At 58.9% G+C, this 26646-nt stretch carries 18 protein-coding genes and 1 pseudogene; 12 read left to right on the forward strand and 7 right to left on the reverse strand.

The features are described 5' to 3' along the window. Positions 1-6 precede the first annotated feature (6 nt). Complete coding sequence (locus ELY12_RS12940; protein ID WP_126177107.1) at positions 7-294, forward strand: hypothetical protein; 288 nt, start codon at positions 7-9, stop codon at positions 292-294. Continuing rightward, on the forward strand, positions 291-1451 hold the full coding sequence (locus tag ELY12_RS12945) for an ImmA/IrrE family metallo-endopeptidase (protein ID WP_126177108.1): 1161 nt from the start codon (positions 291-293) through the stop codon (positions 1449-1451). Before ELY12_RS12940 ends, ELY12_RS12945 begins: the two co-directional genes overlap by 4 nt. 494 nt (positions 1452-1945) lie before the next feature. On the opposite strand, the pseudogene mmsB reads toward ELY12_RS12945, so the two are convergent. From mmsB to ELY12_RS12960, 3 genes and pseudogenes are all read right to left on the reverse strand, one after another. After that, positions 1946-2660: pseudogene (mmsB, locus tag ELY12_RS12950) on the reverse strand (3-hydroxyisobutyrate dehydrogenase); the annotation flags it as partial. Between the two features lie 17 nt (positions 2661-2677). Then, on the reverse strand, positions 2678-4396 hold the full coding sequence (locus ELY12_RS12955; RefSeq protein WP_126177109.1) for a gamma-glutamyltransferase: 1719 nt from the start codon (positions 4394-4396) through the stop codon (positions 2678-2680). Between the two features lie 165 nt (positions 4397-4561). Further along, on the reverse strand, positions 4562-5821 hold the full coding sequence (locus ELY12_RS12960) for a metal-dependent hydrolase family protein (protein WP_126177110.1): 1260 nt from the start codon (positions 5819-5821) through the stop codon (positions 4562-4564). A gap of 509 nt (positions 5822-6330) precedes the next feature. Between ELY12_RS12960 and ELY12_RS12965 the strand changes: the two genes are divergently transcribed. The 4 genes from ELY12_RS12965 to ELY12_RS12980 all read left to right on the forward strand — a co-directional run bounded on the left by ELY12_RS12965 (position 6331) and on the right by ELY12_RS12980 (position 11264). Next, entirely contained in the window at positions 6331-7617 is a 1287-nt protein-coding gene (locus tag ELY12_RS12965) for a spinster family MFS transporter (RefSeq protein ID WP_126177111.1), read from the forward strand. Between the two features lie 448 nt (positions 7618-8065). After that, positions 8066-8965, forward strand: coding sequence for an alpha/beta hydrolase (locus ELY12_RS12970; RefSeq protein WP_164549508.1), 900 nt, complete (start codon positions 8066-8068; stop codon positions 8963-8965). Between the two features lie 183 nt (positions 8966-9148). Further along, a complete protein-coding gene (locus ELY12_RS12975; RefSeq protein WP_126177113.1) occupies positions 9149-10447 on the forward strand; it encodes a spinster family MFS transporter in 1299 nt (432 codons plus the stop codon). Between the two features lie 94 nt (positions 10448-10541). Continuing rightward, positions 10542-11264, forward strand: a complete 723-nt coding sequence (locus ELY12_RS12980; protein WP_126177114.1) for a TetR/AcrR family transcriptional regulator — start codon at positions 10542-10544, stop codon at positions 11262-11264. A gap of 143 nt (positions 11265-11407) precedes the next feature. Here the strand turns inward: ELY12_RS12980 and ELY12_RS12985 are convergent, their stop codons facing one another. The 4 genes from ELY12_RS12985 to ELY12_RS13000 all read right to left on the reverse strand — a co-directional run bounded on the left by ELY12_RS12985 (position 11408) and on the right by ELY12_RS13000 (position 19161). Continuing rightward, positions 11408-13489 carry a TonB-dependent receptor gene (locus ELY12_RS12985; protein WP_126177115.1) on the reverse strand — a complete coding sequence of 694 codons (2082 nt, stop codon included), beginning with the start codon at positions 13487-13489 and terminating at the stop codon, positions 11408-11410. A gap of 678 nt (positions 13490-14167) precedes the next feature. Further along, the gene (locus tag ELY12_RS12990) at positions 14168-15865 is read right to left on the reverse strand and encodes a DUF885 domain-containing protein (RefSeq protein WP_126177116.1); all 1698 of its coding nucleotides are present in this window, start codon (positions 15863-15865) and stop codon (positions 14168-14170) included. Between the two features lie 43 nt (positions 15866-15908). Beyond that, entirely contained in the window at positions 15909-16835 is a 927-nt protein-coding gene (locus ELY12_RS12995) for an alpha/beta hydrolase (protein WP_126177117.1), read from the reverse strand. A 43-nt stretch (positions 16836-16878) separates the two neighbouring features. After that, the gene (locus ELY12_RS13000; RefSeq protein WP_126177118.1) at positions 16879-19161 is read right to left on the reverse strand and encodes a TonB-dependent receptor; all 2283 of its coding nucleotides are present in this window, start codon (positions 19159-19161) and stop codon (positions 16879-16881) included. A 137-nt stretch (positions 19162-19298) separates the two neighbouring features. Between ELY12_RS13000 and ELY12_RS13005 the strand changes: the two genes are divergently transcribed. The 6 genes from ELY12_RS13005 (at position 19299) to folD (ending at position 26645) form a co-directional block, all read left to right on the forward strand. Further along, positions 19299-19940 (forward strand): TetR/AcrR family transcriptional regulator, encoded by a 642-nt coding sequence (locus ELY12_RS13005; protein ID WP_277600252.1) that lies wholly within the window; start codon positions 19299-19301, stop codon positions 19938-19940. Positions 19941-20030: 90 nt separating this feature from the next. Continuing rightward, positions 20031-21272 (forward strand): sarcosine oxidase subunit beta family protein, encoded by a 1242-nt coding sequence (locus tag ELY12_RS13010; protein WP_126177120.1) that lies wholly within the window; start codon positions 20031-20033, stop codon positions 21270-21272. An 11-nt stretch (positions 21273-21283) separates the two neighbouring features. Next, the gene (locus ELY12_RS13015) at positions 21284-21604 is read left to right on the forward strand and encodes a sarcosine oxidase subunit delta (protein ID WP_126177121.1); all 321 of its coding nucleotides are present in this window, start codon (positions 21284-21286) and stop codon (positions 21602-21604) included. Further along, entirely contained in the window at positions 21601-24381 is a 2781-nt protein-coding gene (locus ELY12_RS13020) for a 2Fe-2S iron-sulfur cluster-binding protein (protein WP_126177122.1), read from the forward strand. Before ELY12_RS13015 ends, ELY12_RS13020 begins: the two co-directional genes overlap by 4 nt. A gap of 540 nt (positions 24382-24921) precedes the next feature. After that, positions 24922-25764, forward strand: coding sequence for a formyltetrahydrofolate deformylase (gene purU, locus ELY12_RS13030; protein ID WP_420907059.1), 843 nt, complete (start codon positions 24922-24924; stop codon positions 25762-25764). After that, entirely contained in the window at positions 25761-26645 is an 885-nt protein-coding gene (gene folD / locus ELY12_RS13035) for a bifunctional methylenetetrahydrofolate dehydrogenase/methenyltetrahydrofolate cyclohydrolase FolD (RefSeq protein ID WP_126177125.1), read from the forward strand. Before purU ends, folD begins: the two co-directional genes overlap by 4 nt. Position 26646 lies beyond the last annotated feature (1 nt).

Here is a 26646-nt window from a genome sequence, read left to right on the forward strand (position 1 = left end):
AACCGCATGAGGCTAATCGGCAAATCTGAACTGCATGCTCTGGCAAGGACCAAGGACAAGGACCTTCGCGCCGCCGTGCTCGCGCTTTGCGCCGAGCTCGAGGCAGCCAACTGGCGTGCCTTCAGTGAAGTCGAAACGGCCTACCCCTTCGCAGCCAGCTCCGATCCGCGGGTCACGATTGACCTTGACGAACGCCACTGCGCGGTGGTGACATTCAACTTCGAAGTGGGGATGGCTCTGGTGGAATTCGCAGGACCGGCTGCAAGCCTGAAGCGCAAGCGCTCAGCATCATGACCGCTACCGTGACAATCGCTCCGGTTCGCACGGCGAGCCAGTACGAAAAGGCCAAGGCCCGTATCTCCGCTCTGATGGGCAAAAGCGATCAGAGGGCGGTCGACGAGCTCGATATCCTCGGCGCTCTCGTCGAAAAATACGAGCGTGAGAATTTTGCTCTCGAAGCTCCAACCCCGCTTGAGGCGATCCGGTTTCGGATGGCCCAGGCGCGATTAAAGCCCCGCGATCTCGAGCCGTTCATCGGGGGCCGATCCAGAGTGTCGGAGGTGTTTGCCGGCAAGCGGCCGCTGTCACTTGATATGATACGCTCGCTTCACCGGCATCTCGGGATCCCCGCCGAAGTGCTCATTGGAACAGGCGCCTCCGAACCGATGACACAAGTCAAAGAGCCGTCTGCAGCTGCGTTACAGCGGCTCCGAGACGGCGCTTTCATGCGACCAGGAGAGTCATTCGCCGGGTTCGTCGACCGCGCGTTGGGGTCAAGCCAGGCAGATGCGTTTTGGCGCAAATCACGAACAGAGCGAACGAGCGCAAAGACCGACCATGCTGCGCTCGCTGGATGGCTAGCGGCGGTCCGGCTGTTGGCTGACGAGGTTTCGATTGGCTCAGATAGACGACCAAGCGCCGAAAAGCTGGGTAGGCGGATCGCGAAGCTCAGCGTTGAAGCAAATGGACCGCAACGCGCGAAGGCCGAACTGGCCAAAATCGGAATAGTACTAGTTACGTTGGAGCATCTGCCGGGTACTTATCTCGACGGAGCAGCGCTTTGTCGCAACGATGGAGCGCCGGTCATTGCACTAACGCTACGTCATGATCGTATCGACAATTTCTGGTTCACACTGCTCCACGAGCTTTGTCATGTGCTCAATCACATCGGCAAGGAAACGAATCTGATCCTTGATGATCTTGAATTAAGGAGCAGCGATGAGATTGAGGCCGAAGCTGACCTGTTTGCTCAAAACGTTTTGATCCCGCCTACAATTTGGGATGAGAACAAATCTGCAGACCTCGACAACGATGATGTGGACCGCATCGCTGAGTTAGCAGGGGTTCATCCGGCAATCGTAGCAGGACGATGGCAGCGAGAGCACGGCGACTATCGGCGTTTTGCAAGAAGCTTGGGTCGCGGAGAAATCAGATCTCAATTTTATCGTTAAAGGCTGCGTAATCGGCGCCCATCGTATGGAGCCTCAACTTGATCAAATGTGTTCCAGCCTGCTACCTTTTTATTGCTCAATTTCCACCTTCCGGACGGCGCTGTCTCTGAATTTGTCCATTGCGGCGCACATTGCGAGATCGTTCCGCCAACCGAATTGGGTATACACATTACATATCATTTTTGGGTTCGCTGGCGGCGCATTGGTCGTCAGACGCTCCCACATGGAAGAAATTGAATGGGTTGAAACGACAAGCCATGTGCCCGGGTTCACACGCAATGATGCGGGAAACTCGGCATTATTACGTCGTATGCACGCACTAAGCTCAGCATCATGCTGTGGTTCAATCATAACTACGAAAAGAGGGTTCAGCTGGCGGAGCGTGGTTCTCCCGGTCGCCCCTTTCTCACGCGATCTAAACCAGCCGAACACTTAGCTCACGCCAACGCAATGCGGCCCATGGAACATTGCGCATCCGAGACCGGCCAAGGTTCTCATCGAAGCGTCCGAATGATCCCGCTGAAGTCCACGCTGCCGTTTCCCGCGCCGCCGAAGTCTTCGTACAGCGCGCGCGCCCGCCGGCCCATCGGCACGGGCGCGTCGGCGGTCTCGGCCGCCTCCATCGCCAGCCGCAAGTCCTTGAGCATCCGCCCCGCCGCGAAGCCGCCCTGATAATCGTTGTCGGCCGGCGAGGTCGGGCCGACGCCGGGGACGGGGCAGTAGCTCGTCATCGACCAGCACTGGCTGCTCGAGACGCTAGAGATGTCGTAGAAGGTCTGCGGATCGAGTCCCAGCTTCTGCGCCATCGCGAAGGCCTCGCAGGTGCCGAGCATGCTGATGCCGAGCAGCATGTTGTTGCAGATCTTGGCCGCCTGCCCGTTGCCCGCCGCGCCGGCGTGGATCACCGCCTTGCCCATCGCCTGCAGGATCGGCTCCGCGCGCGCGAACGCGCTCTCGCTACCGCCGACCATGAAAGTAAGCATGCCGCCGTTGACCGCCGCGACCCCGCTGGAAACCGGCGCATCGACCATCTCGTAGCCCGCCTTGTGCGCCTGGTCCGCCAATTGGCGCGCGGTCGCGACGTCGATCGTCGAGCAGTCGAGCAGTCGAGCAGTCGAGCAGTCGAGCAGGATCGCCCGCTGACGCATTGCCGAACACCTCTCCGGTGTACGCGCTGAGCACGATCTCGCCGTTCGGCAGCATCGACAAATTCTCGCGGCGGATGATTAGTCGAGAGCGGCTGCTTGCCCATTGGTATAGCTTGGCGAGATCGCCGTGAGCACGCCCGATGCGGTATCCCGCTGGATGGCGACCCAAAGACCTTGGGCGAACCGCGCGTCCTCTTGCGCAACAGAAATAACTTCCAGTCCCGTCTCGTCGAGCACGGATTCTGGATATTCTCCCTCGACGACGCGCAGAGTGTATTCTCGCGTCTTCATGTCAGGCTGAAGCGGCGTGAGTAGTCGCGGAGCGTCAACAGCCTCGACGATTGTCATTCCGTGATCGACGACGTTGAGGACTGACATGGTCGATTGGTAGTGTAGCCCCATCCCCATAGAGGCCCATGCGATTTCGGGCCGGTCGTCCTTCAAGATGAGGCCGAGTTCGATGGGATTTGGAAGCGCTCCGCCGCGAGGCGTCGCGGCAACTAGGGGCTGCTGTACGGCTGCGGAGTCACCTATCGAAATGCCATCCACATTGATGGCGGTGCGCCCCCATATCAGACAGTTTATTGAATGACACAGCGACACCATGTTTCCCTGAGCGTCAATTGCAACAACGTCGTCTGAGTGTGTACCGATCGGCTGGAAGTGGATCATGCCCGGACCATCCAGTCTTTCCCACAACCTGTCGGCGTGGCCTTGAGTCATGCGTACTTCATCGCTCATGTCGAAACCTGGAAATTCGGCTTCCAATTGCTCTTTCGTTGCGTACGAGAGGCCGGCGACGGCACAGCACTTGGCGATTCTGACCAGACTGTCACCCGAAGATGACCAGTGCGGGCGCTCCGTCAATCCAGCGGCGGTGGCCAAGTTCAAAGCCTCGACGAGGTTTATCGAGCCCTTGCACGGGCCGCTCGGGAGAGCGAGGGTACGACCATTCCGTTCGATCAGAATGGGCTCGGACCATATGGGTCGATAACGCGCCAGATCCTCATGCGTCATCTTTCCGCCGTCCGCTTGGATTGCCGCAACACAGCGCGCCGCCCAAGCGCCGGTGTACATGTAATCGGCCCCCTCAACCGCAACCCGTCGCAATGTCTCGGCAAGCTGGGGCTGCCGGAAATGGTCCCCAGTTACGTATGGCGTGCCATCATCCTTGAAGAAGATCGATCGTGTCGCCGGCAAGCGGCTTAGGTCTTCTTTGCGCAGCTCGATGTAGCGGGCTAGCGTGCCGAAAACGGTGAACCCCTCCTCTGCAAGCTCGATCGCAGGCTCAAACAAGCGGCGGAACGGCAATCTACCGTGGCGACGATGTGCTTCTTCTAGGCCCCGCATGAAGCCGCCGACGAGCGCGGTGCGCCCGGACGGCTCTCCCAAGGCCATCATGTCGGTGATCGAACTGCTGGCGCCCCTGCGCTCGCCCGGAATGGTCAACGGGTCATCTTCGCCCAGAACGGTATTCCAGCTGGCGCTCATCGAGGATGCTTCGCCCTTTTCAGCATCGAAATGCATAAGTTGAAGGATGCCGAAGAAGCTGGTGACAGCGCCACCTCCTAGTACAATCTGGGTGAGGGCAGTGGTGAGCGCGGCATCCATCGCGGAACCGCCTTGCTTTAGAGCCTCCAATCCTGCGCGGGTCGCGACTGCATTGATCGCGGTAGCTATGGCGCCACCATACCCTTGGGCCACCGGATTCCCGGGCAAAGGGGCATGTTGAATTGCCCACCAATGCTCGCGCTCCGCCTCCGGCCAACCGCTTGGAGCCAATGTTTTGTTCGTCATTTCCCAGTCCTCTCACCAAGCGGGGAAAACTTGCCAGCTTCCCGATGCAGCGTTTTTCGACGCACCAGCCACCCAAGATTGAGCATCTCAAGCCGAGTTAGGGCACCTGCTTTTCCAGGAATCATTCTTCTACAGGCGACGTTAGTCGATGCTCGCGGGTTACATTCAACCCGCAATCTGATTGAGTTCGTTCTTGAAAATCTGCCCATCCTTCAGCACGACGGGTACCTTGCGGCCGTCCTGGGCTAGCAAGCCTATGTCCGCCAGTGGGTCGCCATCCACGACAATCATGTCGGCAATCAGGCCCGTGGCAATGCGACCGATTTTATTTTCGGCTCTGAGAATTTGGGCATTGATACTTGTGGCTGATCTTAAGATTTCCAGTGGTGTCAAGACCTGGCTACGCAAGCTAAATTCGAGACATTGATGCTTGTCCAGCTGGCCGATCAGATCTGTGCCAAACCCCATTCGCACGCCTGCGCGCTTCATCCGCTCGAGAGATCCGATCGCTAGCGGCTGGATAGCGGCTAGTTTAGCTTGGGAAACGGGAGGAAAGCCGGCTTCGTGCCCGAACCTGCTCAATGCATCGATTACGGCCAACGTGGGCACGATCGAGACGTCTCGCTCAGCTGCCAGCGCGGCCGTATCATCGGTGATAAGTGTTCCATGCTCGATGCAACGAACCCCAAGCTCTATGCACCGGCGCAACGCCCCGTCCGGGTGAATGTGCGCGGTTACATAGGTGTCATGGCGCTCAACTTCGTCAACGACCGCGCTGATCTCGTCTGCCGAGTATTGAGCAAGTTTTATGGGATCCGCTGGCGAGGCTACGCCTCCAGAGCCCATGATCTTGATGAAACTCGCACCACGACGCAGCTCTTCGCGAACGGCGAGTCGCAAGTTTTCCGGCCCGTCCACCACCCGGGTACGATGACCCTCGAAACAACCTAGGGGGTCCTTGATCCCGCAGCCGCAGAATATCTCCTCATGGGGAAGACGTTTGTCCCCATGCCCCCCGGACTGACTTAATGCTTTGCCGCAGTAGAAAAGGCGCGGACCAGCAATCCAGCCCCGTTCAATGGCCAGGTAGAGGCCGTAGTCACCACCGCCACAATCCCGAACGGACGTAAAGCCGCGTTGCAGCGAAGCCTCGAGCATTCGCCGCGCGTGATGCGCGACCAGCGTCATGGGCATCTTGTCCACCTTACCTGCATCGACGTCCGGGAAGTAAGCATGGATGTGCGCATCAATGAGGCCGGGCATGAGCGTTCGCCCTTGCACATCAAGGGTCACCTCAAACTCGCCAGTCGGGAGTGTATCCGCGACCTCCTTGATCAAGCCCTGCTCGACCACGACGTGTCCCAAAGATCGCTCTTCGCTAACCCCATCGAATATGAGGGCGTTCTTCAACAGCAGGCTTTTCATCGCTTTTCCCAAAATGCGGTGGCTTTGCGCTCTAATGCAGTCGCCGCAGGGTGGCGGCATCCATTCGGATCCCCCAAACGTCGGCAGACAGCCCTTGTACATTAGACATGTAATGTATCTTGTTGCAAAACCTTTCTGCCTCGCCACGAGTCCGCGCTGCCGCGCGTTATCGAGCCTAGCCCGGCGGAGTTCCACGTGCGCCGCAGCCTCAGCGCAGCCGCACCCCTGTTGCCACATTTAGGATTATACCTTACGTCCTTAATTTATGTCGCGTGGTCGGAACATTCCTGGAGTCGCCCCCAAATATGGCGCTCTGACATCGGTCGCCGTCCGAAAATCTGGCGGGCGTACGGAGGGGCACAGACTAGACGGGCGCCCCAGTCATGGGCTGCCCGAGCTGCAGCCGAGGTGCTTCGAACCGCTTGTTGGCCCACCCAGACGTCGACTGGTCTTCTTTCAGATTTTGCCCCGCCCCTGATACTAAAGGCGCTGTTTATTGAGGATGTTCCATGAGTGATGAGAATGGTCAGAAGAGCAACGCCATCTATGTAGTCGGCATCATGTCGGCCATCACCGTCATGAATTACTATGATAGAAACCTGACAAGCATTCTCGTAAATGACATTAAATCTGATCTGGATCTCAGCGACGGTCAGATAGGCGCCTTGATAGGAATGTCTTTCGCGCTCGTATATGCACTCGCGTCCGTGCCGATCGCGCGTATTGCGGATGGAGGCCGCAGGGTTAATGTTTTGGCGCTGTCGGTGGGATTTTGGTCGATTATGACTGGAATCTCCGGGGCCGCGTCAAATTTTTGGCACATGTTGCTTGCTCGTTTCGGAGTCGGCATTGGCGAAGCGGGCGGGTCTCCCACCACCCACGCGATAATCGCAGAGACAGTCAGGACCGATTGGCGCGGCCGCGCATTCGGAATTATCGGAATATCGGCGGCCGTAGGGCACATCTCTGCCCTTGCTGTCGGCGGGTATATAGGCGAGCACTACGGTTGGCGGGCCGCTTACTATGCCGCGGCCGCGCCGGGGCTGTTACTTGCTGCCGTACTGTTCCTGACCGTGCCCGAGCCACCACGAGCCGGCAGGGCGGAGGCGGGCTCGGTTCGATTCACCCAAGCATTCCGAGTTCTACTCCGGCGTCGTGCGTTTCTGTGGTCATGCTTGGCAGTGTCAATTGGACTTATCGGCGCATTTGGCACCAATGCCTTCGTTCCAGCTTACTTAATGCGGCAATTTCAATTAACCTCTAGCTCGGTCGGGACGACATACGCGGCCGTCGTAGGTCCCGCGACAATGGCAGGCATTTTTTCGGGAGGATTATTAGCTGATTGGCTCTTTAGGCGCGACAACAAGGCACCTTTCATTATGATCGGCTTGACGTTCATTCTGGCCTGCCCGCTAAGCCTGTCCTACCTTGCTGCAAATGACTATCGTACTGCGCTCGCTTTGGTTGCCCCTGCAACCTTCGTCAGTTGCCTTCACACAAGCGCCATGTACGCGCTGATCCAGTCCCTCTGTGGTCCGCATCTCCGGGCAACCGGGGCGGCAATATACCTCCTATTTCTCAATCTCATCGCCCAAGGTCTCGGCCCCTTGGCCGTGGGGTCTTTAAGTGACCTTTTCGCCTCGAGGTACGGGCCTCTTGGGCTCCGTTATGCCCTGATGGCCGGCGCGCTGACTTTCCTGCCTGGGGCGATCTGCATGTTCATCGCCGCAAGGACAGCTTGTGACGATATCCGCACCGCTGAGACATCTGGAAGCCAACCACCCGGCCCCCTGTAGGAACCGAGCCAGAACCAGGATCGACTGGAACATTTCCCCAAAAATCCACCGTTGTAACAAAACGTAGATAGCTCTATGTCTGTGATCCGTTGCGTTGCTTAGCCCGGGCGAGCGTGCGCGAGCGTGTCCTGATGCACGAAAACGCGGTGTGGGAAGAGTGATCGCCTCGTGAAACCCGCCTTTCGATCCTTTCCCATTTCAGAGCCTGCAGCTTCTCGCCGAACCGTACAGGCGCAGGCCCGAGCCCGCCTAGGCCAAGGCGACGAACCAATCCTTCCTCTAGAAGTGCGGAACCGCCCCCATTCAGCCAGCCGTCTCGCGCCCTCAATGCGATACCTCATTTTTGTGCGCTGAGCACTCCGCGTCCGAAAGGGTTCGATGGATGACACACTCAAGCAAAAGCGCTGACGGGGATCAGCGGAGCGATAACACGCACGGACACCGAGCGGTGCTCGAGCGCGCAACTCCGGAATTCTCCGACCTGTTTCTGAACACCGAGTATTTCGAGATATATTCGCGCAAAGCCGCAGCTCGATACGCGATCTGGGTGACACTTCCGCCTGATGCAGAGAGAAGCGGCAGACACTATCCCGCAGTGTTCATGCCTGATGGCAACCTCTCGCTGCCCCTCCTGACTCCGATGAACCTGCTGGCTTACAACGACCCCATCAACCCGGTTCAAGCAGTCATCCAAATCGCCATCGGGTACCCGGGGCCGGATGCGGCAGACGCCCTGCGCATTCGGAATCGCGACTTGATACCACCAGATGAGAAGGCAAACCCGATCCACCTGTCTGCGTTCGATCGGGGCGTCGAAAACGGCGTCTATGAAGCGGCCTGGGTAGATGGTTACAAACGTCTGATGAAGAATGGTCGCGCCGACGCATTCCTCTCCTTCGTCACTGAAGAATTGTATCCGCAAATAATAGACCGATATCCGGTATCAATTGATGCATGTGGATTTTTCGGCTATTCTTACGGCGGTCTTTTCTCAGCGTATCTTGCTCTTCAGAGGCCGCCGATGTTCAGGCGCGTTGGCGCCGGCAGCCCGGGGTTCATGACGCCCGAGTCTGTTCCACTTAGATTGCTACAAGAGCAGTCTGCAGCTGGCACGGACCACAGCGGGCGCCACCTGCACATGAGCATATGCGAGCGCGAACTGACTGTACCTTCCTCATACCAGCTGATCGCCGATGGCTTTTCGCGCTTCGTTGCCCATCAAGGAATCGAGCCGCTGCCAGGCCTCAGTTTCACGAGCGAGATCATCCCACTGGAGTCGCATGCCTCAGGCCTGTCTCCCTCATGGTTCAGCTTCTTGCGCTCCTGCTACGGCAAGGATTCAATTTGACCAGCGACGGGTTAGGAGGCGGTCTGCTCCCTCAACACGGTCAGAGACAAACTCCGGCCTTCGTTAAACGGCGCCCACCGCCGTTAGATGAATCCAATCGGCTCTGCAATACGGCCGACAAGCCGTGATCGAGGGATCTTGCACCACTTCGAATAGCGACACGAGTATTTCTGGAGACGTAGCTTGAAGCAGGACTCGGTTACCGAAAGGCCATGGGAAACCTATTCTGAATCGCGACGAAGGGTATTATTGGCGATTCTCTTTCTAGTTTCCCTTTCAAACTACATCGATAGACATATCGTATCCATCCTGATCGAGCCCATCAAACATGAGTTCGGCGCCAGCGATGCTCAGATGGGGTTGCTTACCGGATTTGCGTTCGCCGGGGTTTACGCAGTGTTTGGCATACCAATCGCCCGCTGGTCCGATCGTGGAAATCGCCGTTTGATAATCGGGACTTCAGTAGCAGTCTGGAGTCTTGCTGCGACGCTGTGCGGAATGGCGCAATCATTCGCGCAATTGGCTCTGAGCCGGGCCGGTGTCGGGGTCGGTGAGGCGGGTGCGATTCCGCCCTCACAATCGCTTGTAGCAGACTATTTTCCTCCGGAACGACGTACGAGTGCGATTGGAATTCTGACTTCAGCAGCAACCGTCGCGTATATTGTGGTGTTTACGGCAGGCGTCGCGTTGGTCGACAGATACGATTGGCGCACGTCATTCATCATTTTGGCCCTGCCAGGCTTTTTCATCGCCGCCTTAAGTCTTCTGGGATTATCCGAGCCGCGTCAGAAATCGGGACGCTCCGTGAGACACGAGCCAATCAAGGAAGCTTTTCTATCACTTATTCGAACACCGTCTTACGTGTTCGTTGTCATCGCCATGACACTATACTTCGTCGTGGCTTACGGTGCTCTGACTTGGTTTCCGGCTTACATGACGCGAGTGCTCTCATGGCAGCTGTCAGACGTAGGCCTGACATTTGCGCTTACCAAGGGCCTCGCAACTCTGGTTGGGACATTAGGGGGAGCTTACCTGACCGATAGATTGGGCAGGAATGACCAGCGATGGATCGCTCGCTTGCCCAGTCTTCTTCTCGTCGGGAGCTTCGTATTTTACATGGTCTCTTTGGCAAGCGCCGACCAGACAATGTTCTTCGGGGCGAGCTTTATCGCAGCCACGGGCATTGGAGCTGCTCTGCCCGCAATGTTTTCAGTTCTCCACCTGGTCTGCGGTGGTGAGCGGCGGTCAATGGCCGTCGCCATCATGTTTTTTTTCGCCAACTTCATCGGCTTGGGTATCGGGCCGCTCATGACAGGGCTCCTGAGCGATGAGTTCACCGCGCGCTATGGAGTTATTGGATTGAGATACGCCCTAGGGGTGTCGATGTTCGCCTTCATACCCTCCAGCATCGCCATGTGGATTTGTAGTAGAAGACTCCGATGCGACCTGGAGAGGATGCGCATCGGCGCAATCAAACGCTGAGACAGGCACCTATGCAGCCGGCATCAGTAACCGAACCACACTCTTTCTAGCACGCCTTGCGGCATCTGACACCGTCGGTTACGCCGTATTTTAGATGGAGAAAGCGAGCAAATCCCGCTCTCGGAGCGGCGCCGAGGCGCGAGTGTCCAAAGTCACCCGTATGACTTACAGGCAGAAAGCGGCGGGCAAAGATATCAGCCTCCGCCAGACTCAGGAGGAGCGCCGTGCGAAAACGCGAGCAAGCCTCCTCAAGGCAGCTTTGGCTGTATTGCGCGACGAAGGTTATGCGAATCTTACAATCACGAAAGTTGCCAATCGCGCGGGGTACACCAATGGCGCAATGCAGCATCATTTTCCGGCCCGTGATGATCTAGTTCTGGCACTATTAGACGAAGTGTACCCCGTTCTCGAGATTTCGTTCGACTCTCTTTTGCAGGAAAAACTTGGCCTGGGTGCGCGAATGCAGCGAGCGGTTGATATTTACTGGCGGGTCTATAGCGAGCCGGAATACCTCGCCGTTTGGGATATCTCACTTGGCGCGCGCGGAGAAGAAAAACTCTGGAAAGAAGTGCGCCGATATCAGCAACATATCTCTCAGCACATTCGCTCCGAGTTTCTTCGCCTGTTCGCAAGGGAACGGTTGACCCCATCAGGCGCCGACCTCGTCGTATCAGTGGTTGTAAGCGCGCTGCGAGGATTGGCATTTCAACGCCTTTTCGGCGTTCAAACAGACCCTGAAGTGCTCCAATCCATCACAAGATCTGCGGTTGCCGAAGTCAAACGGCATGTATCACGCCAAACTAATGGCACACGTTAAGCCGCAATCAAGAGGGGCAGCGGCCAGTTCAGGCCATGCCTTGACAATATAACCTTGCGAGGCGGACGGAAGCCGCCGCGATAGAAAGTGCAGGTGCTACCGATCATGCGCATCCAATAAACGGTAGCACCCCATCCGACCTCCTAGAGTTTGAAGTCGGCTTGAACACCGATCGTGCGAGGGCGCGCGTGGATCGTCCTGTTGGGGGGCAGAGCGTCGATGGTGAATGCGCCGTCCTCGTTCGTCAGGTTGTCCGCGAAGACCATCACGGACCAACGGTCGTCGGCCCCATTGACTGCAAGGGAGGCACGCGCGAAGGTGAGGCTGTCACCCACGGTTCGCAAGGGAACTCCGCCGGACAGGGTAGCAAGGCGCAGGGGCGTCGAGTGATTTATGGACGCGGCGATCTCTGCGCTCATACCATTATCACCCAAACCGAACCGATAACTCCCAAACGCGTTGGAAGTCGCTTTAGCCGAAGCATTTAGCCGCGAGCCCTTCGGAAACAGCACGATGCCACCCGAGATCACGTCCGCGTCGAATGTAAGGTCGTTGACGCTCAAACCTCCACCGATGGACAAGCCAGGCACGGGCCTCAGTGTAGCGGAGATGTCGTAGCCAAACCCGCTCGCGGATTGGCCGTTGACACCGGCGCTGATCCTCACGCCGTTTGGCAACGGCAATGTCAGCGATTGCTGGACGTCACGCCAGTCGATGTAATAGACCGCGGCGTCCAGGGAGAGGATGTCACCCAGTCCATCAGCTTTGAAGCCGATCTCGTAGTTGCTGAGCTTATCTGGCCGTACTGGCGGTAAGCCGAACGCAATGACCGTTGGATTCTGGTTAAACCCGCTCCGGAAGCCCTGACTGTAGGAACTGTAAAGGGTCATCCGCTTCGTCGGGTGGAAGCTGATCAAAACGCGGGGCGTCCACGCCTGGAATTCCGGGGTGGCAAATAGCCCTGCTGGTTTTGTGCCAGCGGTATTGGAATATTCTTTACTATGAACCGAGTCATGGAAATAGCGCAGGCCGGCGGTCAACTCCAGACGTTGGTCGAGGAGAAGCTTAGTTACGTCCGCGAAGAGGGCAATCGATCGTGATTTGTTGTCTGTTTCTAAAGGCGCCACGATCAACTTAGGGATGTTGGCATACAACCGATCGTAGGCATCCCTGTAAATTGCTCCGACGCCCCAGCGCCACGAGCCAGCCGAATTTGACTGGATATTGACCTCTTGAGAGAAAACTTCCGACTTGAGCCAAGTCTGTTGCACGCTTGATCCAACCTGGACATACCCATTGTTGTAGAAGTCCAGAAATCCGGTAGCGCTTGTGACGTCAAAGCGAGATCCGCTGTACGTCAATTTCAGGCCGTACAAGGTGAAATCTGTTTCTACAGGCTCATTAATCGCCACGTTTACGCTGCGATTATCGGGGGAATAAGGTGGGGCGCCAGCGCGGCTCCGCGACAACCAGACAGATGCCACGGCCTCGAGATTATCAGTCATTTGAGCACCAAGCTTGACCCTCAGTGCCTTGGTGATCTCGTCGTTGGCATCTTTCCCGATCGGTCTGTCGATCCAGCCACCAAAGTCTTGGTAGCTTCCCACTGCCCGTAGGGCGACACGGTCGTTCACAAGAGGAACATTTACCGCCACGTCCCCGCGGTAGTTCTCTCCGCCATGATCGGTCGAGGAGACGCCGACCCGGGCCTTGAGATCGAAACTTGCATAGTCGGGGTCCGCTGTAAGCACACGAACGACGCCATTAAGGGAGCCCGCCCCGTACAGTGTCCCTTGGGGACCCCGCAAAACTTCAACACGTTGGAGGTCGAATACATTCGTGTCCGGCACGATTGCGGTTTTTGATAAGCCGAACGGAACTGAATCCAGATAGTAGGCGACTGTACTGGATCCTGTGAATAGCGGTGCGCCAGCAGTTACTCCGCGGATGGACAGCTGTGTTCCGCTACCTTGAACTGCGACCGTCGCCGTTACCCCGGGAACCGACCTCAGCGCTTCAGTAAGTCCTGAAGCAACGGACTCGTCAAGCTGCTCTCCGCCCAAGACGGCGATGGAGATTGGCACGTCAGAGAGATTCTCTTCGCGCTTTTGCGCCGTTACTACAATCTCGTCCTCCGCCTGCCCCTCCCCTGCAACGGCACCCGCCTCTTGAGCATGGGCCGCGCCTGATCCGAGTAGCACAAGGCTGCCATATGCACCGATCATGCTGGTCGATACTAATTTATGTTTCCACTTTCGCACGCCTGTCCTCCCGTCAGCACCGAAAATAGAAGTGAGAAACACCAATTTCGCTCTTCTTCTCGGTAGTTATGATCCCCGACAACGTCGCTTTCCGGCCCAACGCCCCCCTTGGGTGCGCCATCAATGTCCCATGGCTGGGCCAGCCGGACCCCCGTCGACTCCAGTAAGATTAAATATATAATGCTGGTTCTGTCAAGTGCGACTTGCGTGCGCGCGCTACGATCGGCAGGTGACTTGTCACCCTTAGCGGGCGGTCCCCGCGCTGCCTGTTGAGCGCGGATCATAAGTCCTCTGGCCGTGATCAAATGTCGTTGAGTTCGACCTGGCGGCGGATTGTCGTTGGGTGCGTGGCAACACGATGCGTCCTGGTCGTAAGGGCGAGTGTGATGCGGGCGCGCGGAGCCGAATTTGTAATCGCTGATTGAATTCGTGTGGAGCGTGGAGCCCTACTGTGGGTGCCGACACGAATTTATCGCGAATGCTTGCCTAGCGCATCCAGCCCGCCCCCCCCTCCGGGGAGCTTGCCATGCGCACCCCAGCGGCGTGGTCGAATTCCGCGGCGATTCAATCCGCTGGAACTTACACAAACTTCGACCCCGATTCACCTTGGTGCGCGAGGGATCGAGAGCAGACCGATCGGGATTAGAGCATTTTCCTATCAATGTTCGCACCCACGAGTGGCAACGGAAGTGCGCCGGGCCCAAGCACGGCATCGTGGAACTCGCGAATATCGAACCTCGGCCCTTTTGCCTCGCGCCAGGCTTCGCGCTTCTCTTGAAGGTAGAATTCGCCCAATTTGTAAGCGAGCGCCTGCCCCGGGATGTCGCACGAATACCTTATGATCTCGGATTCAATTTCATTGGGAGGCAGGAGTACGTTCTCCTGCATGTAGTCCCGGGCCTGTGCCAAGCTCCATCCAAGCGCGTTCAGCCCGGTATCAACGACCAGTCGAGAGGTCAGGAACCCGTCCATGACCAGGCGGCCGAAGCGTTCTTCGGGAGCGCTGTACATCCCCAGCTCACCGGCCAGTGTCGCCGCGTATTCCGCCCACCCCTCGTTGAATGCGTTGAAAAACGCATTGGTACGAAGCGGGTGGAGTGCCTGGTTCTCCCGTTGGGTAGCAAGATGAAAATGATGCCCCGGTATGAGCTCATGGTAGTTGACCGCGGCGATATTGGATAGAGAACTGGAAATGATATTATCGGCATTAAAGTAGTACCGCCCTGTTGGCTGCTTGGGGCCGGGCGGATCGTAGTATCCGAATGTCATGGAGGCTGTTAATGCGGCCGGCAGTTCGACAGCTTCGCACGGCGCCGATGGCTTGAGGTTGAAATTGGAATTGATGTGCGGAGCAATCCGGTCGAGGTAACGCTTGAAGGTGGTGGCGATCTCCGAGGCGTTGGCCGCACGCCAATCCGGTTTGTGCTTAATCGTTTCGGCGTATTCGCCCGGAGTGCCTGTGAAGTGTATTTCTTGGAACAGCGCGTCCATTCGCGCGCGCAGAGCGCCCATGCGCTCAAGCCCCTCCGTGTGCACCTCGTCCGGCGTACGTTTGAGCGTTGTGTGCAGCTCTACAAGTTCGGGATAAAGTTCGGCGCCTCCCGGATATTGGGATAATCCAACGCTCTCAGGCGAGGCAGCGCGGTAGTCGTCCGTTGACAGGAAATCGACCATAGCCTGCCACGCGGCGTCGACACTCGAGCGTATGCGCGCGGCGATGGCCTGCGCCGCCTGGTCGCCGCCAACGGCGGTCAGCCGCTCGACAGAAGGGATCAGGGAGGATGAACCCGCAGCCAGGGCGCGCACCAGTTGGATCGAACGATCGAGCTGGCATCGGGGGATGTGAATCCCTCGCCGGCTTTGACCGACCGTTCGTTCGCGCATCTGGCTGACCAAGCGAGCGAAGTCCTCGATCAGGCCCATATAACGATCGACGTCGGCGACAGTGTCGAATCCATGTTTGGCAAGTGTCGCGGCTGCATTTTTGATGAGCAGCCCGCCGCAGTATGCGGTCGGGGCGAAAAGCCCCATGAATCCGACACCATTTGGATCGATTACCAGCCAATATCGCTCCGCTTCCTTGGCCATCCGCTCGGCATTGGCGCGCGCCACCGCAAGCGTCAGAACCAGATCGTGTGGCAATTGAGTCTGCTCGAGCGCGTCGATGCTCGCGAGCAGGCGGGCGCCGCGCGCGCTTCGCGCCTCCGTGGCGTCAAAGCCGATATCAGGAAGACGATCGATCGGCCGGCCCAGATTGGCCTGCACGAAGGGGCGCTGCGCTGTCTCGGCCCAGACCTGGTCAAGGACGACAAGAGCATTGGCTATCGCTTGATCACTCATGTTGTTCCCTTTCCAGCCCGCGCTGCGCCGGCACGCCTGCTACCTAGGAAGCAGCGCTGCCGTAACATGTCCGCAGGAAGCTGAACCACGACGGCCACAGGCCTGACGCGTGCGACTCAAACGGCAAAACCGCACTGGTGAACTGGAGGCCGGGTAACGGCTCGAGACCTTGCCGGGTGACGAAGCGCGAAAAGCCCTGTGCCAGCATCTGGTATGGTGTCGCTACCGTGAGCTCCCGCTCGCACACAGTCATATGAAGATGATGTCCAGCGAAGATTGTGCCGGCGGCAGAATGCTCGGCCCACAACTGCAGAGGCACCGACTCCGGCGTCATGAAGCCTGGACTGCCGGCGCCGACACGGGTGAACGCGGGCAGCCGCTTCAACGCGAGGTATGTCGCGAATAGTCCACCATACGAGTATCCGAAGAACCCGCAGTCTTCTGCAGACACCGGGTAGCGGTCTACGATTTGCGGAAACAGCTCTTCAGCCAGGAACTCGAGGAAAGCATCGCCGCGACCATTGTTCATCAGGTGCTTGAAGCCGTCGGCCCAGTCTTTGTCGTACAGGCCCTGATCCACCCCATGATCGAAGGCAGCCAGATGGTGCGGATTGGGCCTTTCGCCCGGGGGCAGCAGATCCCTGTTGCGGATCCGCATGATATCTGCCGCATCCGCGCCCGCATAACCGATGGCAACCTGGATAACCGGTTGCACGGGATTGATCGGGTCGCTTGCGGCCATCGCGCTCATCGGAGTGAGAATGGGCGCCAACCAGTTGCCGTCCGGCATAAACACGGCGGGGAGTCGGGCGCCGCTGTTGGCGGCGCCCGGCGGAAGGGTAACCCAGACAGCGTAGCGGGCCTTGGCCCTGCGGGAGTCTATCTCAAAGTAGTGCGTGTCCGGAAAGATCGCGGCGAAGGCTGGTTCGGCGGGCTCAAGCCCACCTTGGTCACTAGATCTCTCGCTCATGCCCTGATCAGCGCTCCCTCGTTGACCGACCGTGCGCACCTACTCAGAATCTTGCCGTTGCCGACAAGGTGACCGCGCGCGGCCGGATGGTAGTGCCTATGGTGGGCACCGGCTGACCGGGATACAGCGCTCCCCCTCTGAGCGATGTATAGCCAAGCGTATCGAACAAGTTGTCCACGCGGAGCTGCAGAGAATATCCCTCCATCTCGAGACCGGCTCGCAAGTCGACCGTCGTGACCGAAGGAACTTTGATGCTGGGGTTTGACGCACTGCCCGGATAACCACTCGGCATATCCGACTGAAAGCGAACCGTGCCACCGAATGTGCCCGCGAGCCTGTCAGAGAAGGGTACGTTGTGATCAGCAAACGCCGCAACGGTCCAGCCCGGGGTCAGTGGAAGCTTATCGCCGCTCGAAGCCCCGAGGGACCCGGCTGCGGCCGCATCAATGCTGGTGATGCGCGCGTTCGTGCGGCCCACGTTAGCGCCGGCAGTGAAATTCGCAGACGGACGAGCCAGCAATTCAAGCTCGAAGCCATCCACTTCCGCCTTGCCTGCATTGCCCTGGAGCGTGATGCCGCCGAAAATCGTGTTCAGTTGGATGTCCGTCCAGTCGATGTGATAAAGGGCCGCACTCCCGCTGAAGGTACCATCGGCGCTGGAGGCCTTAACGCCAGCTTCGTAGTTCCACACGCTATCCGATCTGATCTCAGATTGCGCATTTGGCGGCAGCAGGGCGGTAGCGGTCTGCGGCCCACCCGGCCGATAGCCGCTGGCTGCCCTGGCGTAGAAGCTCAACTGATCCGACGGTCGGTAGCGGACAGTCGCAAGGTACGTAGTCGCGTTGTCGCTAAAGTCAGTCGAATTGGCAGCGTATGGCCCATAGAAGACGGTCCCCTGGTCCTGGGACACCGTCTGATTGTTATGCGCAAAGCGGATGCCGCCCGTAACGTCGAGACGGTCGGTCAGGTAGAAGGTTAGATCGCCGAACGCGGCATACTCCTGGTATTTCGAATGAGTGCGGACGAAGAAAGCTTCATCAAGCGGGGCCGGGAGAGGCGTGCCGGTTGCATCGCGCGCGAGCAGACCAAATGGATATTGACTGTTTTCCCATGTGTAAAAGCCTCCGGCGACGAATTCCACCGGACCTAGTCGCTTCGATACGAACCGCAGCTCAGAGGTGAACTTCTCGAGCTCGGGCCCGTACTGCCCGACGATCTGCGTTCCGACTGGAACGATGCCGAATAAGGAGAGGTAATTGCCATATGACGGCGTATAGTCCTCGATAAATCGGGTGGCAGATTTGACGTAGGCCGCGGTCGCCACAACGGCGCCAGCATCCGTGTCGTACGTCGCCGTGCCCGATGCCGAACGATACCTGATGTCGCTCCCACCAGTTCCTGCGATCTCTCCGATCTTGTATTTGCCATACAGCGGCCGGGTAGTGCCTTTGACATTCGCTTGCCCGGACCCGCCGTTGTTGTCGATGTCCTGGTAGAAGCCTGCCAAATCCAGCGCCAGGCGGTCGCTGACGTCGGCATGAAGGGCAATTCGCCCCCCCTTGATGATCGACGAATTAATGTCTCTTTCGCCAGTGGTGACATTGTCGATCCAGCCCGGTGCGTGGCGGTAGAAGCCCGAGACGCGAACGGCCACCCGGTTGGCAATCAACGGGATATTCACCGCGGCGCGCGCGGCCCAGCCCTCGTCACCGTGCGCCACTGTCATGGCTTCCAACTGCGCCATGCCGAAAAGGCGAGATGGATCCGCTTTCTTGGTGATCACGCGCACCAGACCCCCGAGGCTGCTCGCTCCGTAGAGGGTTCCCTGCGGCCCCTTCAGGACTTCGATCCGCTCGATATCGGCGAGATCAGGTGAGGGGGTGGCCTCCGACCCCACTGAAAGGAAGCCGCTCGGTGAGAACGGCGCATCGTCGATGTAGAAGGAGGCAGTGTTCGTGGTCTGCTGAGGGCCGGTATTGAGACCGCGTAAAATGATCGTGCCTAGCCCCGGTGCGCCAAGATCCCGCTGGCTAAGTCCTGGCACCAGGGTGGCATAGTCGCGGAAATCCCGGACACCTAGGTTCTCAATCGTATCGCCTGTAAGTGCGGTTACGGTAGCCGGAACGTCCTGGAGGCGTTCTTCGCGCTTACTCGCGGTCACAATGATTTCCGCTTGATCTTTCGCGTCGGCAGCTGCGCCCGCACTGGAGGGTTGTTGTTCATCGCCATCTGGGCGATCCTGCGCAAGCGATGGGAAGGATGCGCAAAGAGCTACCGCAGAAACCGCTGAGGATAACCAATGCGTCCTGTTGAACCGTACCTTCATGTTGTTCCTCCCCGTCAGCGCAGCTGGCTACGCGCGATCATCGGTCCACTCTCTGTCCCTCTTTTTTCCCGGGAGGTTGAGATTGAACGAATCAAATCATAGGGACATCTACGTTTTGTTACAAGAGGGAGAGTTTGGTGGGGTCAGCGGCACTAACTGAGGGACGGCGACGCGCACCGCTTCGACGCCCGAAACGCCCGGATAAGGCGCCTAAAAGGGATCGCGAGGACTGGCTCGATTGTGCAAGGAGCGTGCTGATCGCGGAGGGTGTGGAACGGGTAAAGGTCAAGCCCCTCGCTGACGTGCTCGGGGTCACCACAGGAAGCTTCTACCATCACTTCAACGGTCGGCAGGAACTTCTCGACGGGTTGCTCCATCATTGGGAAACCCGGACCAACGGACCGATGTTCTCCGCAGTGGAAAACGCGGGCCCGGACCCGCGTAACCAGCTGGATGCACTTTTCCATGTCTGGCTGAACGAAAGCGAATATGAGCCGGCCTACGATACGGCTGTGCGAGCGTGGGCTCACAGTTCAGATGCTGCGAAGGAAGTGGTCCGACGCGTCGAAGACAAGCGAATCGGCCTGCTTAAAAGCATTTTCGTCCGCTTTGGTTATGACGAGCAACGCGCCTTCATCCGGGCGCGAATCACCTATTTTCACCAAGTTGGCTACCAGGCGATGGAAATCGTCGAAAGCCCGCAACAGCGCCGGGATCTCTACGCCCTTTACCTTGAGGCTCTCGTCGGAAACCCGCCCGACTACCCGACGGAAACATAGCCAGGCACGAAGAGCCCTTGTCACGAAACGTAGACTGCTCTATGTTTCGTGACAAGGCGGTAGAAACCCGCCAAGTTCTGGTTGGGGGTTATGTCCAAGCGATCACAGCGAGTCAGCCCCACCGCGGGTAACCTGGAGGGTGCAAGCGGATGGCGTTCGCCAACACCCCAGGCGAGGTACGATGTCGTCCTCGTTGGTGGAGGCGGTCATGGACTGGCCACCGCCTACTACCTGGCAAAAAATCATGGCGTTCGCAGGATTGCGGTACTGGAGAAGGGTTGGATAGGGGGCGGAAATACCGGCCGGAACACGACGGTAGTGCGCTCCAATTATTTGTTCCCGGAGAGCGCCCGCTTTTACGAGCATAGCCTGCGGCTTTACGAGCGCCTCGGCCGGGAACTCGACTTCAACATCATGTTCAGCCAGCGCGGGATGCTAACTCTGGCGCATAGCAGGCACGATCTGGAGTCGCAGCGGCGCTGGGCGAACGCCATGCGGCTCAACGGGGTCGACAGCGAATTGCTCGATACCGACGAGGTCGCAGAGCTGGTCCCGGCCCTCGACTGCAGCCCTTCCGCCCGCCTGCCTGTTATGGGTGGTTTCATCCAGAAACGGGGCGGAACCGTTCGCCACGATGCCGTGGCCTGGGGCTACGCCCGTGCCGCTGACGCTCTCGGTGTCGATATTATCCAGAACTGCGAAGTGACCGGTTTTGAATTGAGCTCAGGCGGCGCGCACACTGTGAAGACCACGCGCGGAACGATAGGCGCTGACAGGATCGGATTGGCGACAGCAGGTCACACGACGACCCTTGCCGACATGCTCGGCTTCCGCCTCCCGATGACCTCGTACGCTCTGCAGGCCTTTGTATCCGAGCCTCTCAAGCCGGTGCTCGACACGGTCGTACTGTCACCGGCGTGCGGTGTGTACGTCAGCCAATCAGACAAGGGAGAACTCGTGGTGGGAGGCGGTCTCGACCTTTATGCGAGCTATGCCCAGCGGGGCAATCTGCCGACTGTCGAGCAGACCCTGCGCGGCTTGCTGACCCTGTTTCCGTCGTTTTCGCGCCTGCGAATGCTCCGTCAATGGGCTGGCATCGTAGATGTCGTAGCAGATTCCACTCCGGTTCTTGGACGGTCGCCGATTCCCAATGTGTTTCTTAACTGCGGTTGGGGGACCGGGGGGTTCAAGGCCATTCCGGCGGGCGGGTGGTGCTTCGCCCATACCATAGCGAAGAACGAGGCTCATCCTTTGACCGCTGCGTTCGGGCTCGACCGCTTTGCTCGCGGCGCCCTGATCGATGAGGCAGCAGCCTCGGGCATCGCACACTAGGCGATCGGAATATGCTCCTTCTCACCTGCCCCCACTGCGGTCCGCGCGATGAAACCGAATTCAGCTGCGGCGGGGAAAGTCACATCGCTCGCCCATCGCTCGAGGCCACCGATGACGCGTGGGCAGACTATGTGTTCTTCAGAACCAATCCGATGGGCGTGACCTTCGAACGCTGGCGGCATGCCTACGGCTGCGGCTGCTGGTTCAATGTCGCCCGCGATGTCGTCAATCATCGTATCCTGGCCACCTACGCGATGACCGATCCGAAGCCAGCAACGTCAGAGACGGCAATATCGAATGGGCTTCAGCAGTCGGCGGAGCTGGCGCGATGAGCGGAGGGTCGAGAAGAGAATTCGCCACCGGGATCGATATCAGCCGCGCATTGCGCTTTCGCTTCAACAATCGGTCTTACGTCGGACACCCGGGCGACACGCTTGCATCTGCGCTGCTTGCCAATGGTGTCCAACTGCTGGCGCGAAGCTTCAAGTACCATCGGCCCAGAGGCATCCTCGCGGCCGGGGCCGAAGAGCCGAATGCCATTGTGCAATTGGGCACTGGAGAAGCAGCCGAGCCCAATCTGAAGGCGACAGAGATCGAACTTTTTGACGGCCTGGTTGCACGAAGCGTCAACTGCTGGCCCAGCCCTTCCTTCGATTTGCGAAGCGCTTACCAATTGGCCGCCCCGTTGATGGGCGCCGGCTTCTACTACAAGACCTTCATGTGGCCCGATTGGCACCTGTTCGAAGGACCGATCCGGCGGGCAGCGGGATTGGGGATTGCCCCGCAGGACCCTGATCCGGATCGTTACATCCACAAATACGCAGCGTGCGATGTTCTGGTTGTCGGCGGGGGCCCGGCCGGGCTTGCGTCGGCTTGGGAAGCAGCTGAAGCCGGCTTGGACGTTATCCTCGCCGAGATAGATTTCAGGTTGGGTGGTTCCTCTCTTTGGAGAGGGGAAAGGAACGAGGCTGAGCGGCTGGAAGCAGCACTTCGAGCCCACGCGAATGTCAGGGTCCTGACACGAACCAACGTCTTCGGGTACTACGATCACAACGCTCTCGTTGCTGTCGAGAAGCTCGACGGTGAAGGCGCACGCCAGCGGCTCTGGAAGTTCCGAGCCAAACGAGTCGTGCTCGCGACCGGAGCCATCGAGCGGCCCCTCGTGTTCGCCAACAACGATCGGCCGGGTGTCATGCTGGCCTCGGCCGCCCAATCGTATCTGCGCCGCTGGGGCATCCTCCACGGTCGACAGATCGTTGTTTTTACGAACAACAACAGTGCCTACGAGGCGGCCACCTCATTCGTGGAAGCCGGAGCTGACGTCACAATCATTGACGTCCGCCCTCGTGCGAAGATTCCAGATATCGCTGCCGTGCGCGTTCTCCCCGGCCACGTCGTGAAAGCCGTCGTAGGGCGGCGCGCCGCCAACGGCGTCACCATAGGGGCGCTGGATGGAGGACAAACATTCACCCTGCAATGCGATCTCGTGTTGATGTCGGGCGGCTGGTCGCCAACCGTTCATCTGTTCTCCCAGTCCGGAGGGTCGTTGCGTTTCGACGAAGCCACGCAGTCGTTCATCCCCAATCGCGCTGTGCAGGCAGTCGAGTGCGTGGGCGCGGCGGCAGGTGAATTGTCCGGGCTTGATATCGAGCCCCTTTGGGAAGTGCCCGGACCGGGACCCAAGTTCGTGGACTTCGCAAACGATGTCACCGCGAAGGATATTGGGCTCGCACGAGAGCACAGCTTTATCTCGGTGGAGCACCTCAAACGCTACACCACTCTGGGCATGGGCATCGACCAGGGCAAGACGTCGAATGTCAACGGCCTGGCCATTATGGGAGAGTTGACCGCGCGAGCGCCTGGTGATGTCGGTACGACCAAATTCCGGCCGCCCTACACGCCAGTTACCTTTGGCGCGCTAGCCGGCCCCCTGGTCGGCGATCTGTACCGCCCCGTAAGATACCTGCCGGCTCACGATTGGCACGCTGCGCATGGGGCGGTGTTCGAGGAATACGGCGGCTGGGCGCGGCCGACGGCATATCCGTTCCCTGGTGAGACTTGGGAACAGGCAGCGCAGCGGGAAGCGGCAACCGCCAGGAAAGGGTGCGTCCTCCTCGACGCTTCGCCGCTCGGGAAGATCGAGGTCGTCGGGAAGGACGCCGGCACCTTCCTCGATCGTATCTATGTGGGGAACGCATCGTCATTAAAGGTGGGCAGCGCGCGCTATGGGCTGATGCTCAACGAAAATGGCATCATCATTGACGACGGCGTTTTCGTGCGGCTCCGCGAAGATCGCTACCTCGTTCATACCACTAGCAGCGGGGCCGATCGCATTGCGGCGATGTTCGATGAATGGCTCCAATGCGAATGGACGGGCCTCGACGTTGCTATCCTCCCCACGACCACGCAGTGGGCAACGCTCACCGTTAGCGGACCGGATGCAAGCGAAGTCATCCGCGAGACCGGCACCGATATCGATCTGGATGACTTCCCCCATATGACCTTCCGTGAAGGATCAGTGGCACAGCTGTCCGCACGCGTTCTGCGAGCGAGCTTTACCGGGGAGGCAAGCTACGAAATCAGCGTCGAAGCAAGTAACGCAACCCAACTCGTCGGCGCTCTCGAACGCGCAGGGCGGCCGCTCCTATTGATGCCTATGGGCATCGAGGCGCTGATGATCTTGCGCACTGAGAAAGGCTTTCTCCATGTCGGTGTCGACACGGATGGCACGACCCTTCCAGGCGACGTTGGCATGGCCGGGCCGATCGCTCGAAAGGCATCGGATTTCATCGGCCGCAGGTCGCTTTTGCGTCAGGAAGCCTTGCGTGAGGATCGCTTGCAGCTCGTCGGCTTGCAAAGTCATAAGGGTGTGCTCCCCGTCGGGGCCCAAGTGCTACGGGACAGATCGGTGCCAGGCCCGAGCGATGGATTTGTAACGTCTAGCTACCATAGTCCGACGCTCGACGGCCCAGTTGCTTTGGGACTTGTTCGCGCGGGAAGATCACGCATTGGCGAGCGGGTCAAGCTGTATGACATGGGAGAACACCATTCGGCCGAGATCGTCGATACCGTTTTCTTCGATAAAGCCGGGGAGAGGCTCCGTGCATAGCCTTGCCCCACTGAAGCTCAGTTCGCCGAACTTCACGCGAACAAATGCCCGCCTTCCCGGACGGCTTCTCGACGGATTGGCAGCAATCCAGATCAAGATCCCGCCATGCCGGGAGGGAAATCTCGCGCGTTCGTTTGGGCTACCCGGACCGTTGGCGAGAGTGGAAATCGATCATCTCGAAGCGCTCTGGATGGGACCCGGGGAGTGGTTGGCGCTAACGCCTCACGAGCATCTCGCCGCCCTCGGTGAATTCGAGGCGCGACTCTCAACATTCGGAATAGCCACAATTCGCTGCGACAGCAGACTGGCTATCCTCGAGCTTATGGCGACAGCGGAGCTCATGTCGGGCCTGACTGGCCTGCCGACGCACGCGATAGCCCCCGGGAGGGTCGCGCGCACGCGTCTAGCAGACCTTCCTGTGACAATTTCTTCGGTCGCGGACGGCGTCATTCGGATGATTTTCGATCGCACCTACGCTTCGCACATGTTCGCGTGGCTTGATCGCACGACCTGATCCCTGGAGCTTCCCCCGTGTCTCACATCCTGCTTGCAAATTGCCCCGATGCGCCCGGCATCAGCGCCGCTGTCACCGGTTTCATTGCCGAACAGGAAGGCTTCATTCTCGACAGCCAGCAGCACGGCGACGAAGCGACGGGGCAATTCTTCTTACGCATCGCCTTCCGCGCGGTGGAGGGCGCCGAGCTCAACTCTGACCAGCTGTCTGGCGGGTTTGAGGGGGTGGCGAGCAAGTTCCAGATGCGCTGGGCCATCTACAAAACTGCGCAGAAGCCACGCACCTTGCTGGCGGTGTCGCGCTTTGGTCATTGCCTGAACGATCTTCTCCATCGGTGGCGCACTGGAAGCCTCCCGGTCGACATCGTGGGCGTTGTTTCCAACCACAGCGACATGCGGCCGCTCGTGGAGTGGCATGGCTTGGACTACCACCACCTCCCGATCACCGCGGCCACCAAGGTTGAGCAGGAGCAAGCCTTCCGCGACGTGATCGAGGCAAGCGGCGCCGAGCTCGTCGTACTCGCGCGCTACATGCAGATCCTGTCAGACGATTTCGCAAGGTATCTGTCGGGCCGCTGCATCAATATTCACCACAGCTTCTTGCCCTCTTTCAAGGGCGCAAAACCATATCATCAGGCCTTCGATCGCGGCGTGAAGATCATTGGCGCGACGGCCCACTATGTGACCGGTGACCTCGACGAAGGACCGATCATCGAGCAGGACGTCGAGCGGGTCGACCACGGCTGGCCCGCCGCCCGCTTGGTGGAAGCCGGGCAAGACATCGAGGCCCGGGTGCTGGCCCGCGCGGTGCGTTGGCATGCAGAGCGACGCATCGTTCTCAATGGCAACAAGACGGTTGTATTCCAGTGAGCGCACCCGCGCGCGTCGCTACGCCACCAACGGCCGCAATCATCGACGGCCGCGCGCTTGCCAGGAACATGCGCTGCGATATCCGCGCCAGGGTCGTTGACTTCGTCAGTCGACACGGAGTGGTTCCCGGGCTCGCCGTTATACTCGTGGGTGACGATCCCGCATCAGCAATATACGTGGGCAACAAGATCAAGGCCTGCGAGCAAGTCGGGATACATTCGCGCACAATCCGCTGTGATCAGGGCGTGACCACCGCAGACTTGCTGGCGCTCGTCGAGACCCTCAACCGCGACCCGGCCATACACGGCATTCTCATTCAGCTGCCGCTGCCGGCCCATATCGATATGCCGGCCGTCCTCGATGCGATTGACGTCAACAAGGATGTGGACGGCTTCCATCTCTACAACATCGGCGGCCTCATCGTCGGCAGCACCGTGTTCTCACCGTGCACCCCGTATGGCGTTCTCAAGCTGCTCGAACATGCAAACATTCCCATCGAAGGCCAGAACGTCGTCGTCGTTGGCGCGAGCAATATCGTGGGCAAGCCTACTGCGCTGATGTTGATGGCACGCGATGCGACTGTTTCGATCTGTCACGCCAAGACCCGCGACCTCGCCCAGTTTACAATCCTTGCCGACATTCTCGTCGTTGCGGCCGGTGTGCCGCGTCTCATAGTGCCGCAGATGGTAAAACAGGGTGCCGTCGTGATTGACGTGGGCATTAATCGTTTGCCTGACGGGACGATCATCGGCGACGTGGATTTTGACGGGGTAGCGCGCAAAGCTTCTCATATCACTCCGGTTCCGGGCGGGGTCGGACCGATGACTGTGACGATGCTGTTGTCGAACACGGTAGATGCCGCGGCCCGTTTCATCGTTTGAT

It is taken from the genome of Tsuneonella rigui, from assembly GCF_003958625.1.
GTDB classification, from domain to species: domain Bacteria; phylum Pseudomonadota; class Alphaproteobacteria; order Sphingomonadales; family Sphingomonadaceae; genus Tsuneonella; species Tsuneonella rigui.

Bases quoted from the DNA above. Each gene is read 5' to 3' on its own strand.
- ELY12_RS12940 (WP_126177107.1), top strand. From the start codon at position 7: ATGAGGCTAATCGGCAAATCTGAACTGCATGCTCTGGCAAGGACCAAG.
- ELY12_RS12945 (WP_126177108.1), top strand. From the start codon at position 291: ATGACCGCTACCGTGACAATCGCTCCGGTTCGCACGGCGAGCCAGTAC.
- ELY12_RS12955 (WP_126177109.1), bottom strand. From the start codon at position 4,396: ATGACGAACAAAACATTGGCTCCAAGCGGTTGGCCGGAGGCGGAGCGC.
- ELY12_RS12960 (WP_126177110.1), bottom strand. From the start codon at position 5,821: ATGAAAAGCCTGCTGTTGAAGAACGCCCTCATATTCGATGGGGTTAGC.
- ELY12_RS12965 (WP_126177111.1), top strand. From the start codon at position 6,331: ATGAGTGATGAGAATGGTCAGAAGAGCAACGCCATCTATGTAGTCGGC.
- ELY12_RS12980 (WP_126177114.1), top strand. From the start codon at position 10,542: ATGGAGAAAGCGAGCAAATCCCGCTCTCGGAGCGGCGCCGAGGCGCGA.
- ELY12_RS12985 (WP_126177115.1), bottom strand. From the start codon at position 13,489: ATGATCGGTGCATATGGCAGCCTTGTGCTACTCGGATCAGGCGCGGCC.
- ELY12_RS12990 (WP_126177116.1), bottom strand. From the start codon at position 15,865: ATGAGTGATCAAGCGATAGCCAATGCTCTTGTCGTCCTTGACCAGGTC.
- ELY12_RS12995 (WP_126177117.1), bottom strand. From the start codon at position 16,835: ATGAGCGAGAGATCTAGTGACCAAGGTGGGCTTGAGCCCGCCGAACCA.
- ELY12_RS13000 (WP_126177118.1), bottom strand. From the start codon at position 19,161: ATGAAGGTACGGTTCAACAGGACGCATTGGTTATCCTCAGCGGTTTCT.
- ELY12_RS13010 (WP_126177120.1), top strand. From the start codon at position 20,031: ATGTCCAAGCGATCACAGCGAGTCAGCCCCACCGCGGGTAACCTGGAG.
- ELY12_RS13015 (WP_126177121.1), top strand. From the start codon at position 21,284: ATGCTCCTTCTCACCTGCCCCCACTGCGGTCCGCGCGATGAAACCGAA.
- ELY12_RS13020 (WP_126177122.1), top strand. From the start codon at position 21,601: ATGAGCGGAGGGTCGAGAAGAGAATTCGCCACCGGGATCGATATCAGC.